Raw genomic sequence first — 19,490 nt, 5'->3', positions numbered from 1 at the left:
TATGTTGCAAGTCACCCATCTGAATGTGGTTTTAGACGAACTAGTGTTGGCTAAGAACATGTCTTTTACCTTAGAGCCGGGTAAGGTTAATGTCATTATTGGCCCGAACGGCACAGGAAAAAGTACGTTATTAAAAACCTTGTTCGGCGATATTCAGGCAAAATCAGGGGAGATATCTTTCGCTAACCAAACACTTCAACGCAAACAGTTATCACAATGGCGCAAGCAGTTTGGCTACATGCCACAAGATATTCGCTTAGATGTTGAGCTTAGCGTTCTGGAAGTGGTCTTGCTAGGGCAACTAAATACACTGGGATTTCGCTTAGATGACACCGTGATTGAGGAAGCTTTAACTGCGCTTGATAAAATTGGGTTACTGCATCTTGCTAACCGCGATGTAAACAAGCTCAGTGGAGGTCAATGCCAAATGATCTTATTCGCACAAGCACTAATGCGCAAACCCAAAATACTCATGCTTGATGAACCTGTGAGTGCGTTGGATTTGCACTTCCAGCATGTCCTTCTGGACCATCTAGACACGCAGACCAAACAACAGGATTGGATTACCGTCATGGTACTTCACGATCTCAATCTAGCAGCCCAATACGCCGACAATTTGCTAGTGCTAAAAGATGGCCAACTGATCGCAAGTGGCCATCCAAGTGACATACTCAACCCTGCTTTGGTAAAAGCCGTGTACAATGTTGATGCCGACGTAACCAAAGACGCGTCAGGAGTGCCATTTGTTCGCACCATCAGACGCCACACGACAACATCAACTCACGTTGAAAATACAAAACAACGCGTATTCAATCCGACTGCTGAATTCCTGATTTAAGGTTGACACCTTCTTAACATGCTATCCAAACATTTTTTAAGAGATTGGCAAATACTCTCCCCTGCTGGGCGAGTATTGGTCATCAATGGCTTTACGTTCAACCTCGGCTTTTTCATGCTGCTTCCCTATCTTGCGGATCATTTGCAACATAATTTAGGCATTAGCGGTTGGTATGTTGGTGTCATCATCGGCTTACGCGTCTTAAGTCAACAAGGCATGTTTTTGGTTGGTGGAACATTGGGGGACAGGCTCGGTTATAAGCGCCTTATTCTTTTAGGGTGCGCTGTTCGAATACTCGGCTTTACGCTCTTGGGCCTTGGTCAAACTGTTCCTATTTTAATGCTAGGGGCCTTCTTTTCTGGCTTTGCCGGAGCTCTTTTTACACCGAGTAGCCAAGCGTATTTGGCGTCTGAATACCCAGAGCAAAAATCACGAGACAAAGTCTTTGCATTGCAAAGCCTGACATCAGAAGCGGGCATGTTACTTGGCCCATTGCTTGGATTGTCTCTGCTTTACGTGGATTTCACTCTCGTCGGTGTCGTTTCTGCGGGCCTATTTACCTTATTGCTTATTATTCAGTGGCGTTTCCTTCCTGAACTGGCGTCACAACAGAACACAACACACACGCATTCTCGATTTTGGAACCAGTGGGGACAAATGCTCACACACAAAGCATTTATCCAATTTGTGTTGTGCTCTTCTGTTTATCACCTGTTGTTCCACCAACTCTACATTGCCGTACCTCATGAAATTCGTGTTGTCACTCAAGATGTCAGCATCATCACTTGGGTCTTTGCGACGTCCTCGATTACGGGCGTTCTTATGCAAATGCCTGTCAGTCGCTTTGTAGAAGCGCGCTTAGGTACAGCGCGAGGAATGTGGCTAGGGATGACCATCATGGGATCCAGTTATTTATGGCTAAACCTTAGCTTGTCTTGGTTACCAGCCTTGCCATTTATTCTCTGCGGGTTCTTTTTTAGTGTCGGATCCATGTTGGTTTTTCCGCTACTGGGCGCGTATGTACCTAAATTCTGTTCCGCGAAAGAGCTAGGAAGCCACTATGGATTGTATTCGTGTATTGGCGGCCTCTATGCTTTTACTGGCAATATAAGCACCGGCTGGCTGTTATCTTCAAGCCAACTTCCCCACTTTTGGGTGTGGATAGGGCTAGCAAGCGTTGGCGCGGTATCAGGAACATTGCTGTTTCTCCAAGTGACAGAACATTCAAAGAAAACAAGCATCGCACGTCCACAATAACCCCAGATTACAAAAAAGCCCCGCATTCGCGAGGCTTTGTCTTACCCATTCAATCCGTTATTAAACAGTTGTATTTTTCACCGAAAACATACCGTAAGCGGCCACCACTAAGAAACAAACTGCAGGCACTAAATATGACGCGATAGCGCCGTATTCATCAATCGTTGCCCCTTGGATTAATGGCATAACCGCGCCACCCAAGATCGCCATAACCAAACCCGCCGAGCCAAATTTCGTATCACTTCCAAGTCCATCTAACGCGATACTGTAAATCGTTGGGAACATCAAAGACAAACAGGCAGAAATAGACACGATAGCCCAAACACCCGTTACTCCTGGCACCATCACAGCATAAAGACACAAAGCACTGCCCAATAAAGCCAAGATACTTAACAACACAGCTGGACGGAAAAAGCCCATCAACCACGTCATCACAAAGCGCGATACCAAGAAAATGATCAAACTGTACTGTAAATAATCAGACGCACTGGCTTCGGTGCCACCTAGAGTTTCTTGCACATATTGAATGGTAAAGGTCCAAGTACAAGTTTGCGCTGCCACGTTAAAAAACTGTGCAACCACACCCCAACGGTATTGTTTTCTAGCGAGCAATCGTCCCAGTGTCGCCACAAAATCAATCTTCTGTACTTCATCAACATTGACCTTATTGGCCGATTTAGGCACACGCATAAAATAGATAAGCGCCCAGATGACCATCAACACAAACGCCATGCCGACATAAGGTGTCATCACACTGTTTAATTCATCCGCACGAATGCTCAGTAGCATTTCTGGTGCCATGCTAGCTCTTTCTTCGGCTGAAGCTGTGTTTAGATTAGGAAGAATCAATGTCGCAGCAAGAAATACACCTATGTTGGTGCCAACTGGATTAAACGCCTGAGCCAAGTTTAAACGACGTGCCGCACTGCCTTCTGGCCCCATGGTCATCACAAAAGGATTCGCCGAGGTTTCTAAAATAGACAAGCCCGCCGCCAAAATAAACAAAGCAGCCAAAAAGAAGCCATATGTCATCGAAATACTGGCAGGATAAAAAGCCAAGGCACCCAAAATAGCTAAGCCCAAGCCTGTCAACACACCCGCTTTATAAGAGTAACGAGCATTGATAAACGCCGCTGGGATCGCCAAACAGAAATACGCACCGTAATAAGCAAACTGTACTAAAGCGGATTCAAAGGTGCTCATAGTAAAGATTTTACTAAACACTTTTACCAATGGATCGGTCATGTTGGCAGCGACGCCCCATGCAGCGAAACAGGTAATCAATAAAATAAACGCGATTTTCATGTTCGGATAAACGAACGGAGCAGAAAGGGAATTTTCAGGAGCTGTATTTTGATTTTTCATAAAGCAAACAACATCTATTATTTTATAGTTGGATGATAAGACGTGCTGACTACCTATTCTCGAATAGACAGACCAAAACACCTCGTCATCATCAGACATTGATATAGGCTAACCGCAGTTTGGGCATTAACTTGGTTGATTTAAAACCTGCAATAACGCCCTTTCTACGACCAACATCAAACACAAGGTGCGAAATCCTACCACCAACTTTCTATAAAAATGCACTTGCAAAACAAAACTTAGCGCTTTGTAAGTGGATTAATCTTTTCTTACCCATTTCATTAACATAAATGAAATATTCATGACTTAGGGTTCATTTTAATCCCCCTAAGTCACTGTAATATTTGCTAATTGTTTTTATTTGACGGCTTATTTCGCAATAACCGCAAAGCATTTGCTGTGACCAACGCGGTCGCACCAGAGTCAGCCAATACCGCCAACCATAGTCCCGTTATACCCGACAAAGTCGTCACCAGAAACACCACTTTTAAACCCAAAGCAATGGTGATATTTTGACGAATGTTGGCATTGGTCGCACGAGACAAACGAATCATCTCTGCCAAGCCTTGCAAGCGGTTATGCGTCAGTGCTGCGTCCGCGGTTTCTAACGCCACGTCTGTGCCGCTTCCCATCGCAATACCTATGGTAGATGCTTTCATCGCTGGTGCGTCATTAATACCATCGCCCACCATAGCGGTGGCTTGCTGTTGATTCAATTCAATTACCGCGGTGACTTTATCTTCCGGCAACAAACTCGCGCGGTAATCTGTGTTCAGCTCCGCGGCAATCGCCGCAGCGGCACGAGCATTATCACCGGTGAGCATTACACCATGAATGCCCAAATCGGCTAAGTCTTTCAGCGCTGCCTTAGCATCGTCACGCAATTTATCTCGCAATGCGATTAAAGCAATAAGCTCACCCTCTTCGAGCACAACCACGACCGTTTTTCCCTCTTCTTCAAGGTTAGTCACTTGCTGTTGAATACGATTATCCAGCGCTCGCTCTAACTTACTTGGTGCGCTTATGCTGATTTTCTTACCCGCAAAGTTTCCTTCTACCCCAACACCTGCCAAGGTTTTACGATTATCTGCATGAGCTAGAGTAACGCCTTGCTGTTCAGCATAATCCACAATGGCCTTCGCCAATGGATGATGAGACCCCATTTCGACAGACGCTGCCACTGCCAATGAATGATTAATCTCAGAGCCATTAAAAGTCACCACATCCGTCACGCTAGGCTTACCTTCCGTGAGTGTGCCCGTTTTATCAAAGGCGATGGTTTTGATTCGACCCAGTTGCTCTAACGCCAAGCCGCCCTTAATCAAAGCACCGCGGCGAGTCGCTGCGGCCAATCCAGAAGTGATAGCGGCTGGCGTAGAAATAACCAAGGCACAAGGACAGCCAATCAATAGCAACGCCAAACCACGATATATCCACGTATCCCAAGGCTGAGCAAAGGCCAAGGGTGGAATCAAGATCACCAAGACAGAAATCAGCATAATCACTGGTGTATAAATACGGCTGAATTTATCTAAGAAACGCTCAAGCGGTGCTCTGCGTTCTTCCGCTTCTTCAATAAGATGCAAAATTCGATCTATGGCGTTATTCCCTGGCTGCGACACGACTTTAAGTCGCACAACTCGATCGGCCAACAAGCTACCAGCGGGAACTTTTTCATCACGCAATCGCTCAACAGGAACCGACTCCCCGGTCAACGCGCTTTCATCGAAGCTTGCCATCTCGGACAAAAGTTCAGCATCCGCAGGCAAACGTTCACCCGGCGACACTTCAATTTCATCCCCTGGACGCAAATCCGCAATCGCAATTTTTTGACGTTCACCCTTTTTGATAATCAAGGCCTCTTCTGGCAATAACGCCATTAACGCGCTGACACCTTTGCGCGCACGATTTGCCGCAAAGGATTCCAAGCATTCGCCAATCATAAAGAGCAACAGCACCATAGCGGCTTCTGCCGTAGCGCCAATAAATAACGCACCAACGGCTGCGACACTCATTAAGGTTTCAATGGCAAACGGCGAACCACTGCGTATCATGCGCCATGACTTTTTCATGATAGGCACTAAGCCAACCAAAGTAGTGACAATAAACGCCGTTTCGCCCAATACAGGATTAAATTGCGTTATTCCCCAGCTCAATAACATCAATAAGGCCAATCCAACAATTGGACCGTATTCCGTTAATTGCTGGCGAGAAAACCATGAGGTCGTGCTTTGATTTGAAATAGTTTGAGCAGAATTGGTTTGATTCGAACCTTGCTTAAAAGCACTTTTATCCAAAGAAGCCAAACTAAAACCAATGCCTTTTACGGCTGCTTGGATTTTGTCAGATACATCAGTATTTGCCGACACTCGAAGTTTTTCAGTAGAGAAAACCACATTGGCACTTATTACACCTTCAACAGAAGTAACCGCCTTCTCAATGGAACGTGCACAACTGGCACAATCCATTCCGCTGACTCGCCAACTATAGCTTTGTTTTCCGGTTACTTGGGCTGCAGGAATATCATTAGCTTCCGCCGATGCACAGCAACTGGCGTCGTCTTCGTCATCAGAAGAACAGCACGAACTTTCTTTCTTGCCGCTGTCGTCGCTTGCGCAGCAAGAGGAAACCTCACTCGATGTCGAGCAACAAGATCCGCTTGTATCTTGAGGTGCGTGTGATGAATGATCTTTTGATTGATGACACTGACATGAAGAATGAGATTGGCAATTTTCTTTATGGTGACCTGATGAATGATGCATACAACTCTCCTGTTATGAATCTATAACAAGAGTGTAGACCTTGGATCATACTCCAAGGTCAAGCATCCGTTTCCTATTTCTTAAAAATAAAAAACCTTAGCCCTTAATGGCAACACCTTCTACTTCTAATACCGTTTTGGCATCGGTACGCTCCATGATCTTCACCAAGGCGGATTGAATCACTTCATCTTCGCGTACATCACTTTGGCCAGCAAAACGCTGATCTTGTGGCTCTGCGCCTTCTTCAGCGGTAAACGTCACAATCACCTCTGTGGCGATTTCTGCTGTTTCGCCAAAGTACGCGATGGAAAGCTGCGGATAACCTTTGAAACCCATTTTTACTTTCTTCGCGATACGCTTTTTAGATTTATCTATGTTCATGCTGCCTGCCTAAAGGGAAAAGTATTGAGTCTCAATAAAAGCCATTACTGAATTAAACCACAAAGCAGATGCTTCAAGATAAATTAACTTACTTAATTAAGCTAAGCGCCGCTCTAAATTCATCCGCTCGACAATCACCAATCAATTCAAACAAACACATTTCCAAGCTAGTCAGTTCCGCTCCTTTGCGAGCTAACTTGGCGAGTGCCATGTCTTTATTTTCTACCGTTCGTGACGAGACACAATCACTAACCAGCTCCACGTCATAACCTAAATCCAACAAGCCTAATGCCGTTTGATACACACAAATATGCGCTTCGATGCCAGTAATAAGCCACGCGTTCATCTTGGCCTTTTTAACCGCATCGACAAAAGCAGGCTCACCACAGGCGCTGAAGGAATACTTAGCAATAGGCTCAACGGCGTCCAAAACCTCACGCAGTTCTGGCACGGTTGCACCCAATTTTTCTGGGTTTTGCTCTAACCACAGAATCGGCATTCCCAATAGCTTGGCGGCTTTTACTAGCTTGACCAAATTGGTAATAAAGGCCTCGCTGTCGTGAACAATCGTCGCTAGCTTTCCTTGAACGTCGATCATCACCAAACCGGTTTTGTCTTTTCTCAACATGCTATTTCCTTTTTTGTTTTTATCCGTTGCTTTAAACCAGTTTAATACCAAGGGAGGTCAGCAAACTTACCGCTTCATATCGACAAAAGATGGCGTTTTTAATGGTGTTTTTCTTCACATCAATATCGTAGTTGGTCGCGCCATTAAAATCTGCGCCTGTTAAATTAGTATTTACAAACAAACTATTGGTTAAATCGGTTCCCGTAAAACGCCCTCGGGAAATCGTCGCTTCTCGAAAATCCACATCGTGCGCTCGGCAATCTTCAATCACGATACCTGACAATTTCAAACCATAAAACGACGAAGCATTAAGCAGACATTCTTTAAAAAATAACGGTGCGCCAAGTTGCAAACCTCGCCAATAGGCTTTTGTCCAATCAATACCCAACACTTTTGATTCATAAAACTGCACCTCTGAAAACGACGAGTTTCGCACATTCACCGCGGTCAACTTGCACTTACGAAACTGGCAATCCTTAAAAGTGCAGCCATCAAAAAACGCCTCGGTGAAATCACAGGACTCAAACACACACGACTCAAACGTCTTACGACTGATGTTATCTTGTTCCATAGACAAATCAGTGAAGGTGACTCCATAAAATGCCGCATCGTTCGGCAATACATTTTCCATGATATTCTCCCAGTCTTAAGAAGACTAAAGTATCAAGAGAACCAAAGTGGCTCAATCTAAACCGATCACAACAACGTCTTGAAGACACGTCTTCAATGTCACGATTTTGTCATCAAACACAGCCATTATTAACGGTTACGAATGTCTACACTGTGTTTACTCTGCTCAAGATGACTTGATAAAAAAACCAAGCAATTTGCTATTGCTCCCGTTTCATTGTTTGATTCCCGATGGAGTGGAACACAATTTTAGCGAGTCTTTTTATTAGAGCGCCTTTAGAATTCAAAATCACACTCGTTATACGACACTTTGCCTATCAAAAAAGGGAGCGGCATGACCTCCGAAAAAATCAAAAAACGCTATCCACGACCACCAATCAGCCTAATTGAAAGCAATATTCCAGGTTGGGAGGTTGATATTTATATTGGCGGATCAAAAGGCGTTGCCGATGCCGAGCTCTTAGAAAAGCACAATATAAAGGTTGTTTTAAATTGCGCGATCAATTTAGACATTAATCTTGTTCATTTCGAGGAAGCCAATACACCAGAGCACCTTTTAAGACATGGGTCCGGTCGTGTTCGCTATTTCAAAATTGGATTGATTGATGGCGCTGGCAACCCAGAAGCCATGATATTAGCAGGCTACCATTTGATGCGTTCGGCATTGGATCAAGAACTTCCCGAAAAAGCCTCTTATAAAGTACGCGAGAAAGGCAACATATTAGTAAATTGCCGAGGTGGTCGTAGTCGATCAGTGACTATCGTTGCTTTGTTTTTGCATCTTGAATACCCAGATCGCTACCCAACGTTAGAGACAGCCATTGCCCATATCCGTGAAAAACGTGAACTGCATCCGGACGAATGGTTTGAGACCCCAAAGCCCGCATTAATACAGCTTGCGGAACGTGCAGCCGAAATGGAAAAAACTTTACGGCAAGCCGGTTTTGGTAGAACACCATGACGCTGTAGAAAAGGTTGTTAGCAAAGTCGAGCGATTTTGTTATTTGTTTCCCTTATAAAGAGCCGTAACCTTTTGTGTTCGAGCTTTTAAAGGCGCTTTTTAGAAAGGAAATACCATGCTCAACAAAACAAGAATTAAAGTCCGAGGCTATCACCTAGATCTTTTTCAACATGTTAATAACGCCCGTTACCTAGAATTCATTGAAGAAGGCCGTTGGGCTTTTTTTGATGAATTTTTCGATCAAGAAGACTGGATGCAGCAGGACTTTGTGTGGCCTGTGGTGAATATCAACATCAACTTCAAGTCCGAAGCCAACTTTGGCGATCTGCTCGAAGTTCAGACTCGATACACTAAAATCGGCAACCGCAGCATTACCATGAAGCAAACCATCATAAACGTGAAAAACAATGACCTTGTTGTAGAAGCGGATGTTACTTATGTGTGCTTTTCCAAGGCCGCTAAAGCCGCTATTCCTTTTCCGGACGATTTACGTGAAAAAGTACAACAGTCCATCACTAACAATATATAACGCATAAAAAAGGAGGCTAAATGCCTCCTGTACACCTTCTGGATGCTGTTACCAGTCCAGTGTGACTTTCGATCCTGTTTCCAGCGATTTTTGCGCGGCATCTGCAAGCATTTGCGCACGTCGTCCGTCTTCGAAACTTGGAGAAACAGGTTTCTTCGCTAGAACGTTTTCAATAAAGGCCGTTAGCTGCAAGTTATAAGCATCCACATAACGATCAATAAAGAAGTTATAAAGTGGATCTTTTACTTGCGTCGTATCTTTGGTGAAACGCGTTACAGAGGTTGGCGTTTGGTTATTGGAAATCACCATGCCTTCTGAGCCAAACGCTTCCACTCGTTGGTCATAACCGTAAATCGCGCGACGCGAGCCGTTAATGTGAATCAAGCGTCCAGATTGGCTTTTCATAATCAGCATGACGCTGTCTACATCGCCAATTTCGGTGATCTTTTCATCTACCATAGCACCGCCGAAAGCTTGCAGCTCAACAATCTCTTCGCCCAAAACAAAACGCGCCATGTCGAAATCATGAATAATCATGTCGCGGAAAATACCACCAGATGATTTAAGGTACTCCACTGGCGCCATACCAGGATCACGGCTGGTAATGATGACCTGCTCTAACTTGCCAATACTTCCATCTTGCGCCGCTTTTGCTATTGCCGCATGACTTGGATCATAACGGCGATTAAAACCAATTTGGATCGGCACGTGACAATCTTTAATTTCTTCTAAGCAAGCGTTTACCGTAGCCGTATCCAAATCAATTGGCTTTTCACAAAGAATGGCTTTGCCTGCTTTGGCGGCTTTAATAATAAGATCAACATGGGTATCAGTGCTGGTTGCAATTAATACTGCATCAACATCTGGGTCTGCCAGCGCCTCATCCACACTAGAAACAACTTTTGCCCCCGTTGCATTTGCTACCGCTTCTGCCGCTGGCGCATAAACATCAAAGACGTATTTTAAATTGGATTGAGCAAACGCCTGAATATTTTGAGCGTGCATTTTTCCGATTCGACCCGCTCCAAACAAAGCAAAATTCAACATGATAATTCCTTAGTGTTATTTTTTTATACAAGAAGACTACTGCTCTCATAACGTCGCAACAGTTATTAAGGTTTAGAGCTGTTTATCTCGTTCAATTATCCAAGCATGATCAGGATCATTATGGAAAATCCAGTTACGACTTGGTCCTGCCATAACATTCAGGTAGTAGGATTGGTAACCATGTGGCACCCCAACTGGATGATAACCTTCTGGCACCATGACGAGATCACCGTCTTCCACAGCCATGGTTTCATCAATGCTGCGATCATCGGTGTAAACTCTCTGAAAGGCAAAACCTTGAGGCGGGTCGATCTTATGATAATAGGTTTCTTCTAATTGGGTTTCCGCAGGCGCCGCATCAGTATCGTGCTTGTGAGGTGGATAGCTCGACCAGCCGCCACTTGGCGTAATCACTTCACACACCAATAAACTGTCAGCGGGTTCATTGCCAAACAAAATATTGCACACATGACGCGTATTACTCGCTACACCACGAGTTTCATATTGGCATTGCTCGGGTGTTATCAACCTAGCTTGAAAACCGCCCTTACCTGGCGCCTTACAAAATGCCACTTCCACATCGGTAAGGGCGGTAATGCGAATTTCATCTTGGGCTGGGGAATAGACAGAATAAGGGGCTTTTTGATCGAACACACTCATGCGATCACCAATATTTTCCCACTCTTCACTTTTGGTACTTGCATTCGCTTTACCAGAAAGAATCACGGCACATACTTCATCAGTTCCAGTTTGAATCTGTACCGATTCACCGGCTTTAACTTGATGCGCTTCAAAACCTACATAGCGCCAATTCGCACTTTGTGGTGTGACATGTTGCGTCAATGTTGTGCCGTCCAGAGAGCGTTTCTTACTTAGCAAGTGTGACATACAAACCTCAATCGTTATTATTGTATCGTGAGCATTTCAAGCCAATGAAAACATTAGTATCTTGAATCATATTGCTCTACTTCAACCCATGTTCCTTTTTCGTGGGACTCAACCACACAGTCCAGAATAATATTGACCTGTGTTGCCGCTCTAAAATCTGGCCACAAGGGTGCGTCATGCACAACACCTTGGAATAAGTCCCGAATTTCAACGGCCTTCATATCATTGAAACCCAACCCATGCCCAGCTGATACACAAAATGCTTGGTAATCTGGGTGCTCTGGGCCTATCAGAATACGTTTGAAGCCTTGTGTCTGTGGATTTCCTTCGGCGACATACAAAGACAACTCAGATAAGGTTTCTTGATCGAAAACTAAGCTCCCTTTGGTGCCTGTTATTTCAAATGACAAACCATTTTTTCGTCCCCAAGCAATGCGTGATGCCTCTAATGTACCTTGAGCACCGTTGGCAAAACGCACCATCATATGAGCTTGATCGTCGTTTTCAACCTCACCAACACCCGTATTCGAATCATCCGAGTTTTGAGCCAAAGGACGATGCTGATGCACCACTTTCAGATCCGCACACAGTGACGTGATAGGCGCCACCAGATGTGTCGCCAATTGAACAAGATGAGAAGCTAAATCGTTGAGCGCTCCCGTTCCAGCGAACTGCTTTTGCAAACGCCAACTAAAAGGTAAATTAGCATCGGCAAGATAATCTTCATTAAACACACCACGAAAATGCACTACGTCGCCAATATCACCTCGAGCGATCAATTGCTTAGCAAATTGCATGGTTGGGTTCTTAACGTAATTAAAACCTACCAGTGTCTTCACTCCTGCTCGTTCTGCGGCTTCTGTCATTTCTTTCGCATCGCTAGCATTGAGTGCTAATGGCTTTTCACTGTAGACAGATTTGCCTGCGCTGATTGCAGCCAATGCAATTTCTTTATGTAAAAAATTTGGCGCACAGATATCGACAACATCAATGTCAGGATCATTAATTAAGCTCTTCCAATCCCCTGTTGATCGGCTAAACCCTAGCTCAAGTGCTTTGCTTTGCGCTAATTCAGGTGTTGCATCTGCCAACATGTCACATTGAAGTAGGTTCTGTGGGATAGCAAATGCCGCCATTGCGTTCCGATAGGCAATAGCATGAGCTTTCCCCATGTAGCCTGAACCGACCAAGCCAACCCGCATTTTTTTTATTGTCATTATCCTGCCTCAAATTTTTCATGCACTAACGCCGCTAAACTCAAAGCGCTTTGCCTTGTAATAAGTATGGTTTTCTATTTTGTTCTAATAATAAGACATAATAGAATATATGTTTCATTATTTTCAATAGATTAATGATGTTTTTTTCTGATAGGCGCAAACATGTGCAGAGAAGAAGATGACAGAGATTGAAGGGAATAAAATAAACCAATATAAAACAATACTTTATATAAATTAGATATGGGGTAAAAATAGCGACAAGACATAGAATATACATTCCAATAGGTTAAGCTTTAGACCCTAGGCCACGCCTTAGCACCCAATATAAGTAACTGACAATCGCAAGGTTAAACAACAAAATCGACACATTAATCACATTGAGCTGGTGATAAAGAGCATAAATTTCAAAAGGGATGTAAAGAGAACCGCTAATAAAGGCAAACCATTCCGTCCAACGTAACCTATGCCATAATCCAAAGGCCATCACGAAGCGAAAAGAAGCGTACATCAATGCAATAACCACGACTAAAATAAGGTTGTTTTGCATCAGTTTTTCAACAAATAACAACACAGTGCGAATATGGTGAAGTGAAAAAGAAAGTGGCCCAAGATTGACGTCTTGCTGCACGATAGTATGGAGGTCTTCTCCTGTTAATAAGATCACACTGGCGGCCACCAGCAGAGCCAAAACGCCCTTTACACCTTCTAAAACAGCAATCGCATGCAAACCTTCATACTTCATAAACGCCACTTCAGCTAAAAGAAACAGCATAAACAACACAGATGACAGAAAGGTGATGGTGTATTTGCGCTAATGGACAATAGGAAACTCACAAAAAAGGCAAGTAAAGCGGATGCTCAACTTGCCTTTTTTAATACGATTTAAAAGCGTTAGACTTTAAATTTGTCCAACGATTTGGCTTGTTCAACCGTGATATCTACCATGGTTTCACACAATACAGATTGACCTTGCGCCTCATCCGAAACCGATTGGCTAATATCGCGAATATTCGTGGTATTACGGTTAATTTCATTGGATGTGGCGCTCTGCTCTTCGGCAGCCGCTGCGATCTGAATCGTCATTTCATTGATTTCAATGATGCTTAAACGAATCGCTTCAAGGGATTTTTTCGCTTGATCAGCAATACGCTGTGTTCCATTGGCGTTTTCACGGCTTTCAAGAATTGCTTTTTCTGCTCCTCTTACTCCCGTCTGAAGCTGCTGGATCATCTTGCTGATTTGCTCTGTGGACTCTTGTGTCTTAGACGCCAAGGTTCTCACTTCGTCCGCCACCACAGCAAAACCACGACCCTGCTCACCGGCTCGCGCGGCTTCAATCGCAGCGTTAAGCGCCAATAAGTTCGTCTGATCTGCAATGTCAGTGATGACCGTCAAAATCGATTCAATGTTATCGCTGTAACCTACCAAATCATTAATCGTGGTGACAACTTCACCCATTTGATCCGTCAGCTGCGCAATCGATGTGGTGGTACGGTCTACAATTTGCTCACCTTCTTTCGCCGCCACATCGGCCTGATGCGCTCGGCTCGCAGCCGTTTGAGCATTGTCCGCCACATCATGTGCGGTTGCAGACATCTCGTGCATGGCCGTGGCCAATTGATCCAATTCACTCAGTTGCGTATACAGCTGTTTTGAAGAAACAACCGAAGACGCCGCCGTTTTGTCGGTGTTCTCACGAATATGTTTGGATTGTGATTTCACTTCACTGATCAGTTTCTGAAGATAATGAATAAATTGATTAAATTCACCAGACACATGCCCAAATTCATCGTTAGTGGTAATTTCAAGACGCTTCGTTAAATCACCTTCACCACCATTAATCTCTTTTAAGGACTCATGCAATGCGCGAAGTGGCAATAACAAATGCGTCACAACAAAGAACAACACAATCGACACCAACAAAGCCGCAATCAATGTACCAATAAATGCTACCCAACCAAATTCGCGAGTACTAGCAAACAGTTTGTCTTCATTTAACACCACACCAATGTACCAATCAGCGCCGTATAAATCGGTTAATGGGCTAAATGACACATACACGGAAGTGCCGTCCATTAATTGTCTTTGAACCAGGTCGGTGCTTAACGCAGGCACACCACCTTGGAACAAATTCGACACCGATTTACCGTTCAAATCAGCATTAGGATGACTGATGATTTTTCCGGCTTTGTTTAATAAAAACGCATAGCCGGTATTATTAAAATTCAAAGCGTTAACCGCATCAGATACCGTTTTAAGGCTTAAATCACCACCAAACGCACCTTTAAAAACACCATGATCAGAAAAGTCAGCAATAACAGAAATTAAGATATCGCCTTCTGTCGAAACATAGGGTTCGGTCAAAGCCGCTTGCTTGTGTTTTTTCCCTAAATCATACCAAGGACGCTTACGCGCATCCCAACCTGGTGGATTCCAGTTAGGGTCATTAGTAAAACGAGGCCCACCCGTTTCCAGACCGCCAAACAACAGAATAAATTCTTTCTTATAGATAGGAAGGTCAAACGCTTTTTGAATCGTGTCGGCATTAAAATCTGAATCTACTTTTTGGGAGATAACTTCAATAAGATCCATCTTATTTTTTAACCAGTTATTAACCTGTAAAGCCAATGCTTTACTGCTTTCTTGAGTACTGGTCGTTGTTTTTTCAAACAGCGCATTTTTAACACCGCTGTATTGCAACCATGAATAAACGGAGAATGCAAAAACAACCACAATAGACGCGCACAAGATGACCTTATGGGATACCTTCATTATTTAATGACCCTTTTGAGGAGTTGATAATACCACTACAAAAATAGCACAAATTTCATACTGCAAGCGCTTTTGTCAGTAAGACAATAAGTTTTTGTAATTTTTGGTAAATTTATATTAACTCATCCTAAAGTGCCACTTTTTAACGGGTATTTTTCCTCACAAAGCCACTTATTGTCCTATTTTCTTTATCCGTCATCAGATTGCTGAAAATAACGCCTTCCAAATTGTCATCAAGTTCCATTTAAATCATTCAAATCACAGATCGCATGCAATGTTTTATATTAGCCATTAAAAAACCCCGCACTCCTTTCGGAAGCGGGGTTGGGTGTTGGTAACACTAGGAGATTAAGCGAGATCGAAACGATCCAGCTCCATTACTTTGGTCCATGCTGCAATAAAGTCTTTCACAAAACGTTCTTGTGAATCAGAGCAAGCATACACCTCTGCAATAGCGCGAAGTTGAGAATTCGAACCAAATACGAGATCCGCACGGGTGGCTGTCCATTTGATTTTACCCGTTGTACGATCACGACCTTGGAATACGTTTTCCTCTTCAGACGTCGCAAACCATTTTGTTCCCATGTCCAATAAATTTACAAAAAAGTCATTGGTCAAGGTCTCCGGCTGCGTCGTTAAAACACCGTCTTGAGATTGGTCTACATTGGCATTCAATACTCGCAAACCACCTAACAAGACCGTCATTTCTGGTGCTGACAGTGTTAATAGCTGCGCTCTGTCTACTAACATCTCTTCTGACGACACCGTATATTTACCTTTTAGATAATTACGGAAACCATCTGCAGCTGGCTCAAGAAACGCAAAAGACTCTACGTCTGTTTGTTCTTGAGACGCATCGGTACGACCGGCCGTAAATGGCACCGTTACGTTCTGCCCAGCGGCTTTTGCAGCTTGCTCAACACCCACTGAACCACCCAGAACAATCAAGTCGGCAAGGGACACCTGCTTCGCAGAATGCACGCTATTAAATTCCGCTTGGATTCCCTCTAAAACCACCAATACCTTAGCAAGCTGCTCAGGCTGATTCACGGCCCAATCTTTCTGTGGAGCCAAACGAATACGCGCCCCGTTTGCACCACCACGCATGTCCGAACCGCGGTATGTGGATGCCGATGCCCACGCGGTAGAAACAAGCTGCGCTACCGTCAAACCAGATCCTTGGATCTTCGCTTTCAAATCAATAATGTCTTGATCATCAATGGTTTCGTAGTTAGCAACAGGAACAGGGTCTTGCCATACCAACTCTTCTTGTGGCACCAAAGGCCCAAGATAGCGAGCCACAGGCCCCATGTCACGGTGGGTCAATTTGTACCAAGCACGAGCAAAAGCGTCCGCTAGTTGGTCAGGGTTCTCGTAAAAACGTCTAGAGATCGGCGCGTAAATTGGATCATCACGCAATGCCAAATCCGATGTAAACATGATTGGGGCATGACGTTTTGATGCATCGTGTGCGTCTGGAACCGAATCCGCAGCCGCGCCCTCTTTAGGAACCCACTGCCAAGCGCCTGCAGGACTCTTAGTTAATTCCCAATCGTATTCAAACAAGTTTTCAAAGTAACCGTTGTCCCAAGCAATGGGGCGCTTCGTCCACGCACCTTCAAGACCACTGGAAATCGTATCGGCACCGTTACCGGTACCTTGGCTATTGCTCCAACCAAAACCTTGCTCTGCAATACCTGCTGCTTCTGGGTCTGCGCCAACTTGAGCCGCATCACCAGCACCATGGGCTTTACCAAAGGTGTGACCGCCTGCAATCAACGCCACCGTCTCTTCATCGTTCATCGCCATACGGCCGAAAGTATCACGAATGTCACGGGCAGAAGCCAATGTATCAGGCTTGCCATCCGGTCCTTCTGGGTTCACATAAATCAAGCCCATTTGAACCGCAGCCAATGGGTTTTCAAGATCACGGTCGCCGCTGTAGCGATTGTCGTCCAACCATGTGGTTTCTGTTCCCCAATAAATGTCTTCCTCTGGCTGCCACACATCCGCACGACCACCTGCAAAACCAAAGGTTTTAAACCCCATGGATTCTAATGCGCAGTTACCCGTTAAGATCATCAAGTCAGCCCATGAAATTTTACGACCATATTTTTGCTTGATTGGCCAAAGCAAACGACGAGCCTTATCCAAGTTAACGTTATCAGGCCAGCTGTTCAGTGGCGCAAAACGCTGAGTGCCTGACGTCGCACCGCCACGTCCGTCCGCAGTACGATATGTCCCCGCGCTGTGCCACGCCATACGAATAAAAAACGGTCCATAATGACCGTAATCCGCTGGCCACCAATCTTGTGAGTCTGTCATTAAGGCATACAAGTCTTTACGAAGCGCTTCAAGGTCTAATGATTTAAATTCTTCAGCGTAATCAAACTCTTCGCCCATTGGATTTGATTTTGGGGAATGTTGGTGAAGAATGTTTAAGTTCAACTGGTTTGGCCACCAGTCTTTATTTGCTGTTCCACGACCCGATGATTGATTCGCACCAACGGCACCGTGATTAAAAGGACACTTACCTTCGTTAGACATAACCTTTTCTCCTGTTCATTGTGTAGAACGTCTTATTCTTGAGTAGCTATAGTTATAAACTTAAATAAGTTATCCAACCAATAAATAAAAACTAATAAGACAATAGACAAAGATTGAAAAGCAGAACGTAAACTGCCTACTAAAGGTAGAAACTTCATTTTGAAATTACAAGCTAAGCGCAAAATGAAAAGGGTCGACGTCACGTTTGGCGACCGCGCCTCCAGGGACAACCAAGGTGGCGAGACACACCAGTCGTGTTATAAATAACAGAACTTTGTCCAGTTTATTATGATGTGAGAATGCTATGCAGATCATCAATGCCCGTTTACGCCAACGCCCAGAGCTGTTTTCTATCCATATTGACCAAGGCCAGTTCAGTAAAATTGACATTCAACAAGACACATTAGCGGCATCAGAAGAAACCATTGATGCGGCAGGAAACCTAGTCTGTGCGCCTTTTGTCGAACCACACATTCATCTTGATGCCGCCCTAACTGCGGGCGAGCCGGAATGGAACCAAAGCGGCACTCTTTTCGAAGGCATCGAACGCTGGAGCCAACGCAAACCGATGCTGAACGAAGCCGACATACGACGTCGAGCATTATCGACCATAGAGCTGCTTGTACAAAATGGCGTACAAGCGATTCGTACTCATGCAGACACAACCGACCCAACTTTAATTGGTGTCCGAACATTGTGCGCGCTTCGCGATGAGCTGAAAGACAAGATCGACTTGCAAGTAGTGGCCTTCCCCCAAGATGGCATGCTGTCCTATCCAAATGGCGTAAAGTTGATGGAAGAAGCCCTAGAAATAGGTGCCGATGTCGTTGGCGGGATTCCCCACTTTGAATACACGCGCGAACTGGGTGAGAAATCCGTCAAGCTAATCATCGAACTCGCCAAGAAATACGACCGTTTGATTGATGTGCATTGTGATGAAATCGATGATCCAAATTCTCGCTTCCTAGAGTTCTTAGCTTGTGAAGCCCTATTCCATGATATGGGCTCGAAAGTCACCGCAAGCCATACAACCGCCATGCATTCTTATGACAACGCTTATTGTTCAAAGCTGTTTCGATTATTAAAAAACTCCGGCATTAACTTCATATCTTGTCCGACCGAAAGCATTCATTTACAAGGACGTTTTGATACCTACCCGAAACGCCGCGGTGTCACCAGAGTCAAAGAGCTACGAGCCGCCGACATCAATGTTTGCTTAGGGCAAGATTCCATCTTCGACCCTTGGTACTCACTGGGTAACGGCAAACTGCTGCGCACACTCGATTTTGCTATGCACATTTGCCAAATGATGGGCTATCAAGATTACGCCCGTGCCTTGGATATGATCACAGACAACAGTGCGAAAACGCTGTGTTTGAAGGGCTATGGTATAGAAGTCGGTAATCCAGCCAACTTTATATTACTAGAGGGGCATGATGACTACAGTGTTTTGCGTAAACAAGGTGAAGTATTACTCTCGGTTCGACATGGCAACATCATTATGGAACGTGCGCTTTCTCGAGTATTGACTCCATCTTGGGTCGCACAAATCACAGCATAACCTATCGGCTCTGGCTTTATTGATCTCCTCATAAAACCAGAGCCCATCCAAAAACGACTTCTGACTAAAATTTGACCTTTATTTTTTGCGCTAATAAACATCCTTTC

The 19,490-nt window shown here is 44.5% G+C and carries 16 protein-coding genes; 5 read left to right on the top strand and 11 right to left on the bottom strand.

Annotation, left to right across the window (positions count from 1 at the left end; genetic code table 11):
• The first annotated feature begins 1 nt into the window (after position 1).
• Positions 2-838, top strand: a complete 837-nt coding sequence (locus tag AABA11_RS05800; RefSeq protein ID WP_265727519.1) for an ABC transporter ATP-binding protein — start codon at positions 2-4, stop codon at positions 836-838.
• Positions 839-856: 18 nt separating this feature from the next.
• Positions 857-2,095, top strand: a complete 1,239-nt coding sequence (locus tag AABA11_RS05795) for an MFS transporter (RefSeq protein ID WP_338266197.1) — start codon at positions 857-859, stop codon at positions 2,093-2,095.
• A 60-nt stretch (positions 2,096-2,155) separates the two neighbouring features.
• Here AABA11_RS05795 and fucP read toward each other — a convergent pair whose 3' ends face one another.
• From fucP to AABA11_RS05770, 5 genes are all read right to left on the bottom strand, one after another.
• A complete protein-coding gene (gene fucP / locus AABA11_RS05790; RefSeq protein WP_338266195.1) occupies positions 2,156-3,460 on the bottom strand; it encodes an L-fucose:H+ symporter permease in 1,305 nt (434 codons plus the stop codon).
• A gap of 347 nt (positions 3,461-3,807) precedes the next feature.
• On the bottom strand, positions 3,808-6,222 hold the full coding sequence (locus AABA11_RS05785; protein ID WP_338266192.1) for a zinc/cadmium/mercury/lead-transporting ATPase: 2,415 nt from the start codon (positions 6,220-6,222) through the stop codon (positions 3,808-3,810).
• A gap of 96 nt (positions 6,223-6,318) precedes the next feature.
• Complete coding sequence (locus AABA11_RS05780) at positions 6,319-6,603, bottom strand: hypothetical protein (RefSeq protein ID WP_265727523.1); 285 nt, start codon at positions 6,601-6,603, stop codon at positions 6,319-6,321.
• Between the two features lie 88 nt (positions 6,604-6,691).
• Positions 6,692-7,231, bottom strand: a complete 540-nt coding sequence (locus AABA11_RS05775; RefSeq protein WP_338266190.1) for a hydrolase — start codon at positions 7,229-7,231, stop codon at positions 6,692-6,694.
• Between the two features lie 31 nt (positions 7,232-7,262).
• Entirely contained in the window at positions 7,263-7,862 is a 600-nt protein-coding gene (locus tag AABA11_RS05770) for a pentapeptide repeat-containing protein (RefSeq protein ID WP_338266188.1), read from the bottom strand.
• A 333-nt stretch (positions 7,863-8,195) separates the two neighbouring features.
• Here AABA11_RS05770 and AABA11_RS05765 point away from each other — a divergent pair, with 333 nt between their 5' ends.
• Positions 8,196-8,822, top strand: a complete 627-nt coding sequence (locus AABA11_RS05765) for a dual specificity protein phosphatase family protein (RefSeq protein WP_338266185.1) — start codon at positions 8,196-8,198, stop codon at positions 8,820-8,822.
• A gap of 115 nt (positions 8,823-8,937) precedes the next feature.
• Positions 8,938-9,351, top strand: coding sequence for an acyl-CoA thioesterase (locus AABA11_RS05760; RefSeq protein WP_338266182.1), 414 nt, complete (start codon positions 8,938-8,940; stop codon positions 9,349-9,351).
• Positions 9,352-9,399: 48 nt separating this feature from the next.
• Here the strand turns inward: AABA11_RS05760 and iolG are convergent, their stop codons facing one another.
• From iolG to katG, 6 genes are all read right to left on the bottom strand, one after another.
• A complete protein-coding gene (gene iolG, locus AABA11_RS05755; RefSeq protein ID WP_338266180.1) occupies positions 9,400-10,398 on the bottom strand; it encodes an inositol 2-dehydrogenase in 999 nt (332 codons plus the stop codon).
• Between the two features lie 72 nt (positions 10,399-10,470).
• Positions 10,471-11,286: a 5-deoxy-glucuronate isomerase gene (iolB, locus tag AABA11_RS05750; protein WP_338266178.1), complete on the bottom strand. Its 816-nt coding sequence runs from the start codon at positions 11,284-11,286 to the stop codon at positions 10,471-10,473.
• Between the two features lie 53 nt (positions 11,287-11,339).
• Positions 11,340-12,503 (bottom strand): Gfo/Idh/MocA family protein, encoded by a 1,164-nt coding sequence (locus tag AABA11_RS05745; protein WP_338266176.1) that lies wholly within the window; start codon positions 12,501-12,503, stop codon positions 11,340-11,342.
• Between the two features lie 286 nt (positions 12,504-12,789).
• A complete protein-coding gene (locus AABA11_RS05740) occupies positions 12,790-13,275 on the bottom strand; it encodes a DUF2127 domain-containing protein (RefSeq protein WP_265727530.1) in 486 nt (161 codons plus the stop codon).
• Positions 13,276-13,394: 119 nt separating this feature from the next.
• Positions 13,395-15,275 (bottom strand): methyl-accepting chemotaxis protein, encoded by a 1,881-nt coding sequence (locus AABA11_RS05735; RefSeq protein ID WP_338266174.1) that lies wholly within the window; start codon positions 15,273-15,275, stop codon positions 13,395-13,397.
• A gap of 348 nt (positions 15,276-15,623) precedes the next feature.
• Complete coding sequence (katG, locus tag AABA11_RS05730; RefSeq protein ID WP_338266171.1) at positions 15,624-17,822, bottom strand: catalase/peroxidase HPI; 2,199 nt, start codon at positions 17,820-17,822, stop codon at positions 15,624-15,626.
• A 304-nt stretch (positions 17,823-18,126) separates the two neighbouring features.
• Here katG and codA point away from each other — a divergent pair, with 304 nt between their 5' ends.
• Positions 18,127-19,383 (top strand): cytosine deaminase, encoded by a 1,257-nt coding sequence (codA, locus tag AABA11_RS05725; protein ID WP_338266168.1) that lies wholly within the window; start codon positions 18,127-18,129, stop codon positions 19,381-19,383.
• The last annotated feature ends 107 nt before the right edge of the window (positions 19,384-19,490 follow it).

Source organism: Marinomonas pontica (assembly GCF_036322735.1).
Taxonomy (GTDB): domain Bacteria; phylum Pseudomonadota; class Gammaproteobacteria; order Pseudomonadales; family Marinomonadaceae; genus Marinomonas; species Marinomonas pontica.
Note: the sequence above shows the minus strand (reverse complement) of the source record. Positions and strands in the feature narration are given on the sequence as shown.

What these genes read in the sequence shown, in the direction of transcription:
- AABA11_RS05800 (WP_265727519.1), top strand. Translation starts at nt 2, where the DNA reads ATGTTGCAAGTCACCCATCTGAATGTGGTTTTAGACGAACTAGTGTTG.
- AABA11_RS05795 (WP_338266197.1), top strand. Translation starts at nt 857, where the DNA reads ATGCTATCCAAACATTTTTTAAGAGATTGGCAAATACTCTCCCCTGCT.
- fucP (WP_338266195.1), bottom strand. Translation starts at nt 3,460, where the DNA reads ATGAAAAATCAAAATACAGCTCCTGAAAATTCCCTTTCTGCTCCGTTC.
- AABA11_RS05785 (WP_338266192.1), bottom strand. Translation starts at nt 6,222, where the DNA reads ATGCATCATTCATCAGGTCACCATAAAGAAAATTGCCAATCTCATTCT.
- AABA11_RS05780 (WP_265727523.1), bottom strand. Translation starts at nt 6,603, where the DNA reads ATGAACATAGATAAATCTAAAAAGCGTATCGCGAAGAAAGTAAAAATG.
- AABA11_RS05775 (WP_338266190.1), bottom strand. Translation starts at nt 7,231, where the DNA reads ATGTTGAGAAAAGACAAAACCGGTTTGGTGATGATCGACGTTCAAGGA.
- AABA11_RS05770 (WP_338266188.1), bottom strand. Translation starts at nt 7,862, where the DNA reads ATGGAAAATGTATTGCCGAACGATGCGGCATTTTATGGAGTCACCTTC.
- AABA11_RS05765 (WP_338266185.1), top strand. Translation starts at nt 8,196, where the DNA reads ATGACCTCCGAAAAAATCAAAAAACGCTATCCACGACCACCAATCAGC.
- AABA11_RS05760 (WP_338266182.1), top strand. Translation starts at nt 8,938, where the DNA reads ATGCTCAACAAAACAAGAATTAAAGTCCGAGGCTATCACCTAGATCTT.
- iolG (WP_338266180.1), bottom strand. Translation starts at nt 10,398, where the DNA reads ATGTTGAATTTTGCTTTGTTTGGAGCGGGTCGAATCGGAAAAATGCAC.
- iolB (WP_338266178.1), bottom strand. Translation starts at nt 11,286, where the DNA reads ATGTCACACTTGCTAAGTAAGAAACGCTCTCTGGACGGCACAACATTG.
- AABA11_RS05745 (WP_338266176.1), bottom strand. Translation starts at nt 12,503, where the DNA reads ATGACAATAAAAAAAATGCGGGTTGGCTTGGTCGGTTCAGGCTACATG.
- AABA11_RS05740 (WP_265727530.1), bottom strand. Translation starts at nt 13,275, where the DNA reads ATGCTGTTTCTTTTAGCTGAAGTGGCGTTTATGAAGTATGAAGGTTTG.
- AABA11_RS05735 (WP_338266174.1), bottom strand. Translation starts at nt 15,275, where the DNA reads ATGAAGGTATCCCATAAGGTCATCTTGTGCGCGTCTATTGTGGTTGTT.
- katG (WP_338266171.1), bottom strand. Translation starts at nt 17,822, where the DNA reads ATGTCTAACGAAGGTAAGTGTCCTTTTAATCACGGTGCCGTTGGTGCG.
- codA (WP_338266168.1), top strand. Translation starts at nt 18,127, where the DNA reads ATGCAGATCATCAATGCCCGTTTACGCCAACGCCCAGAGCTGTTTTCT.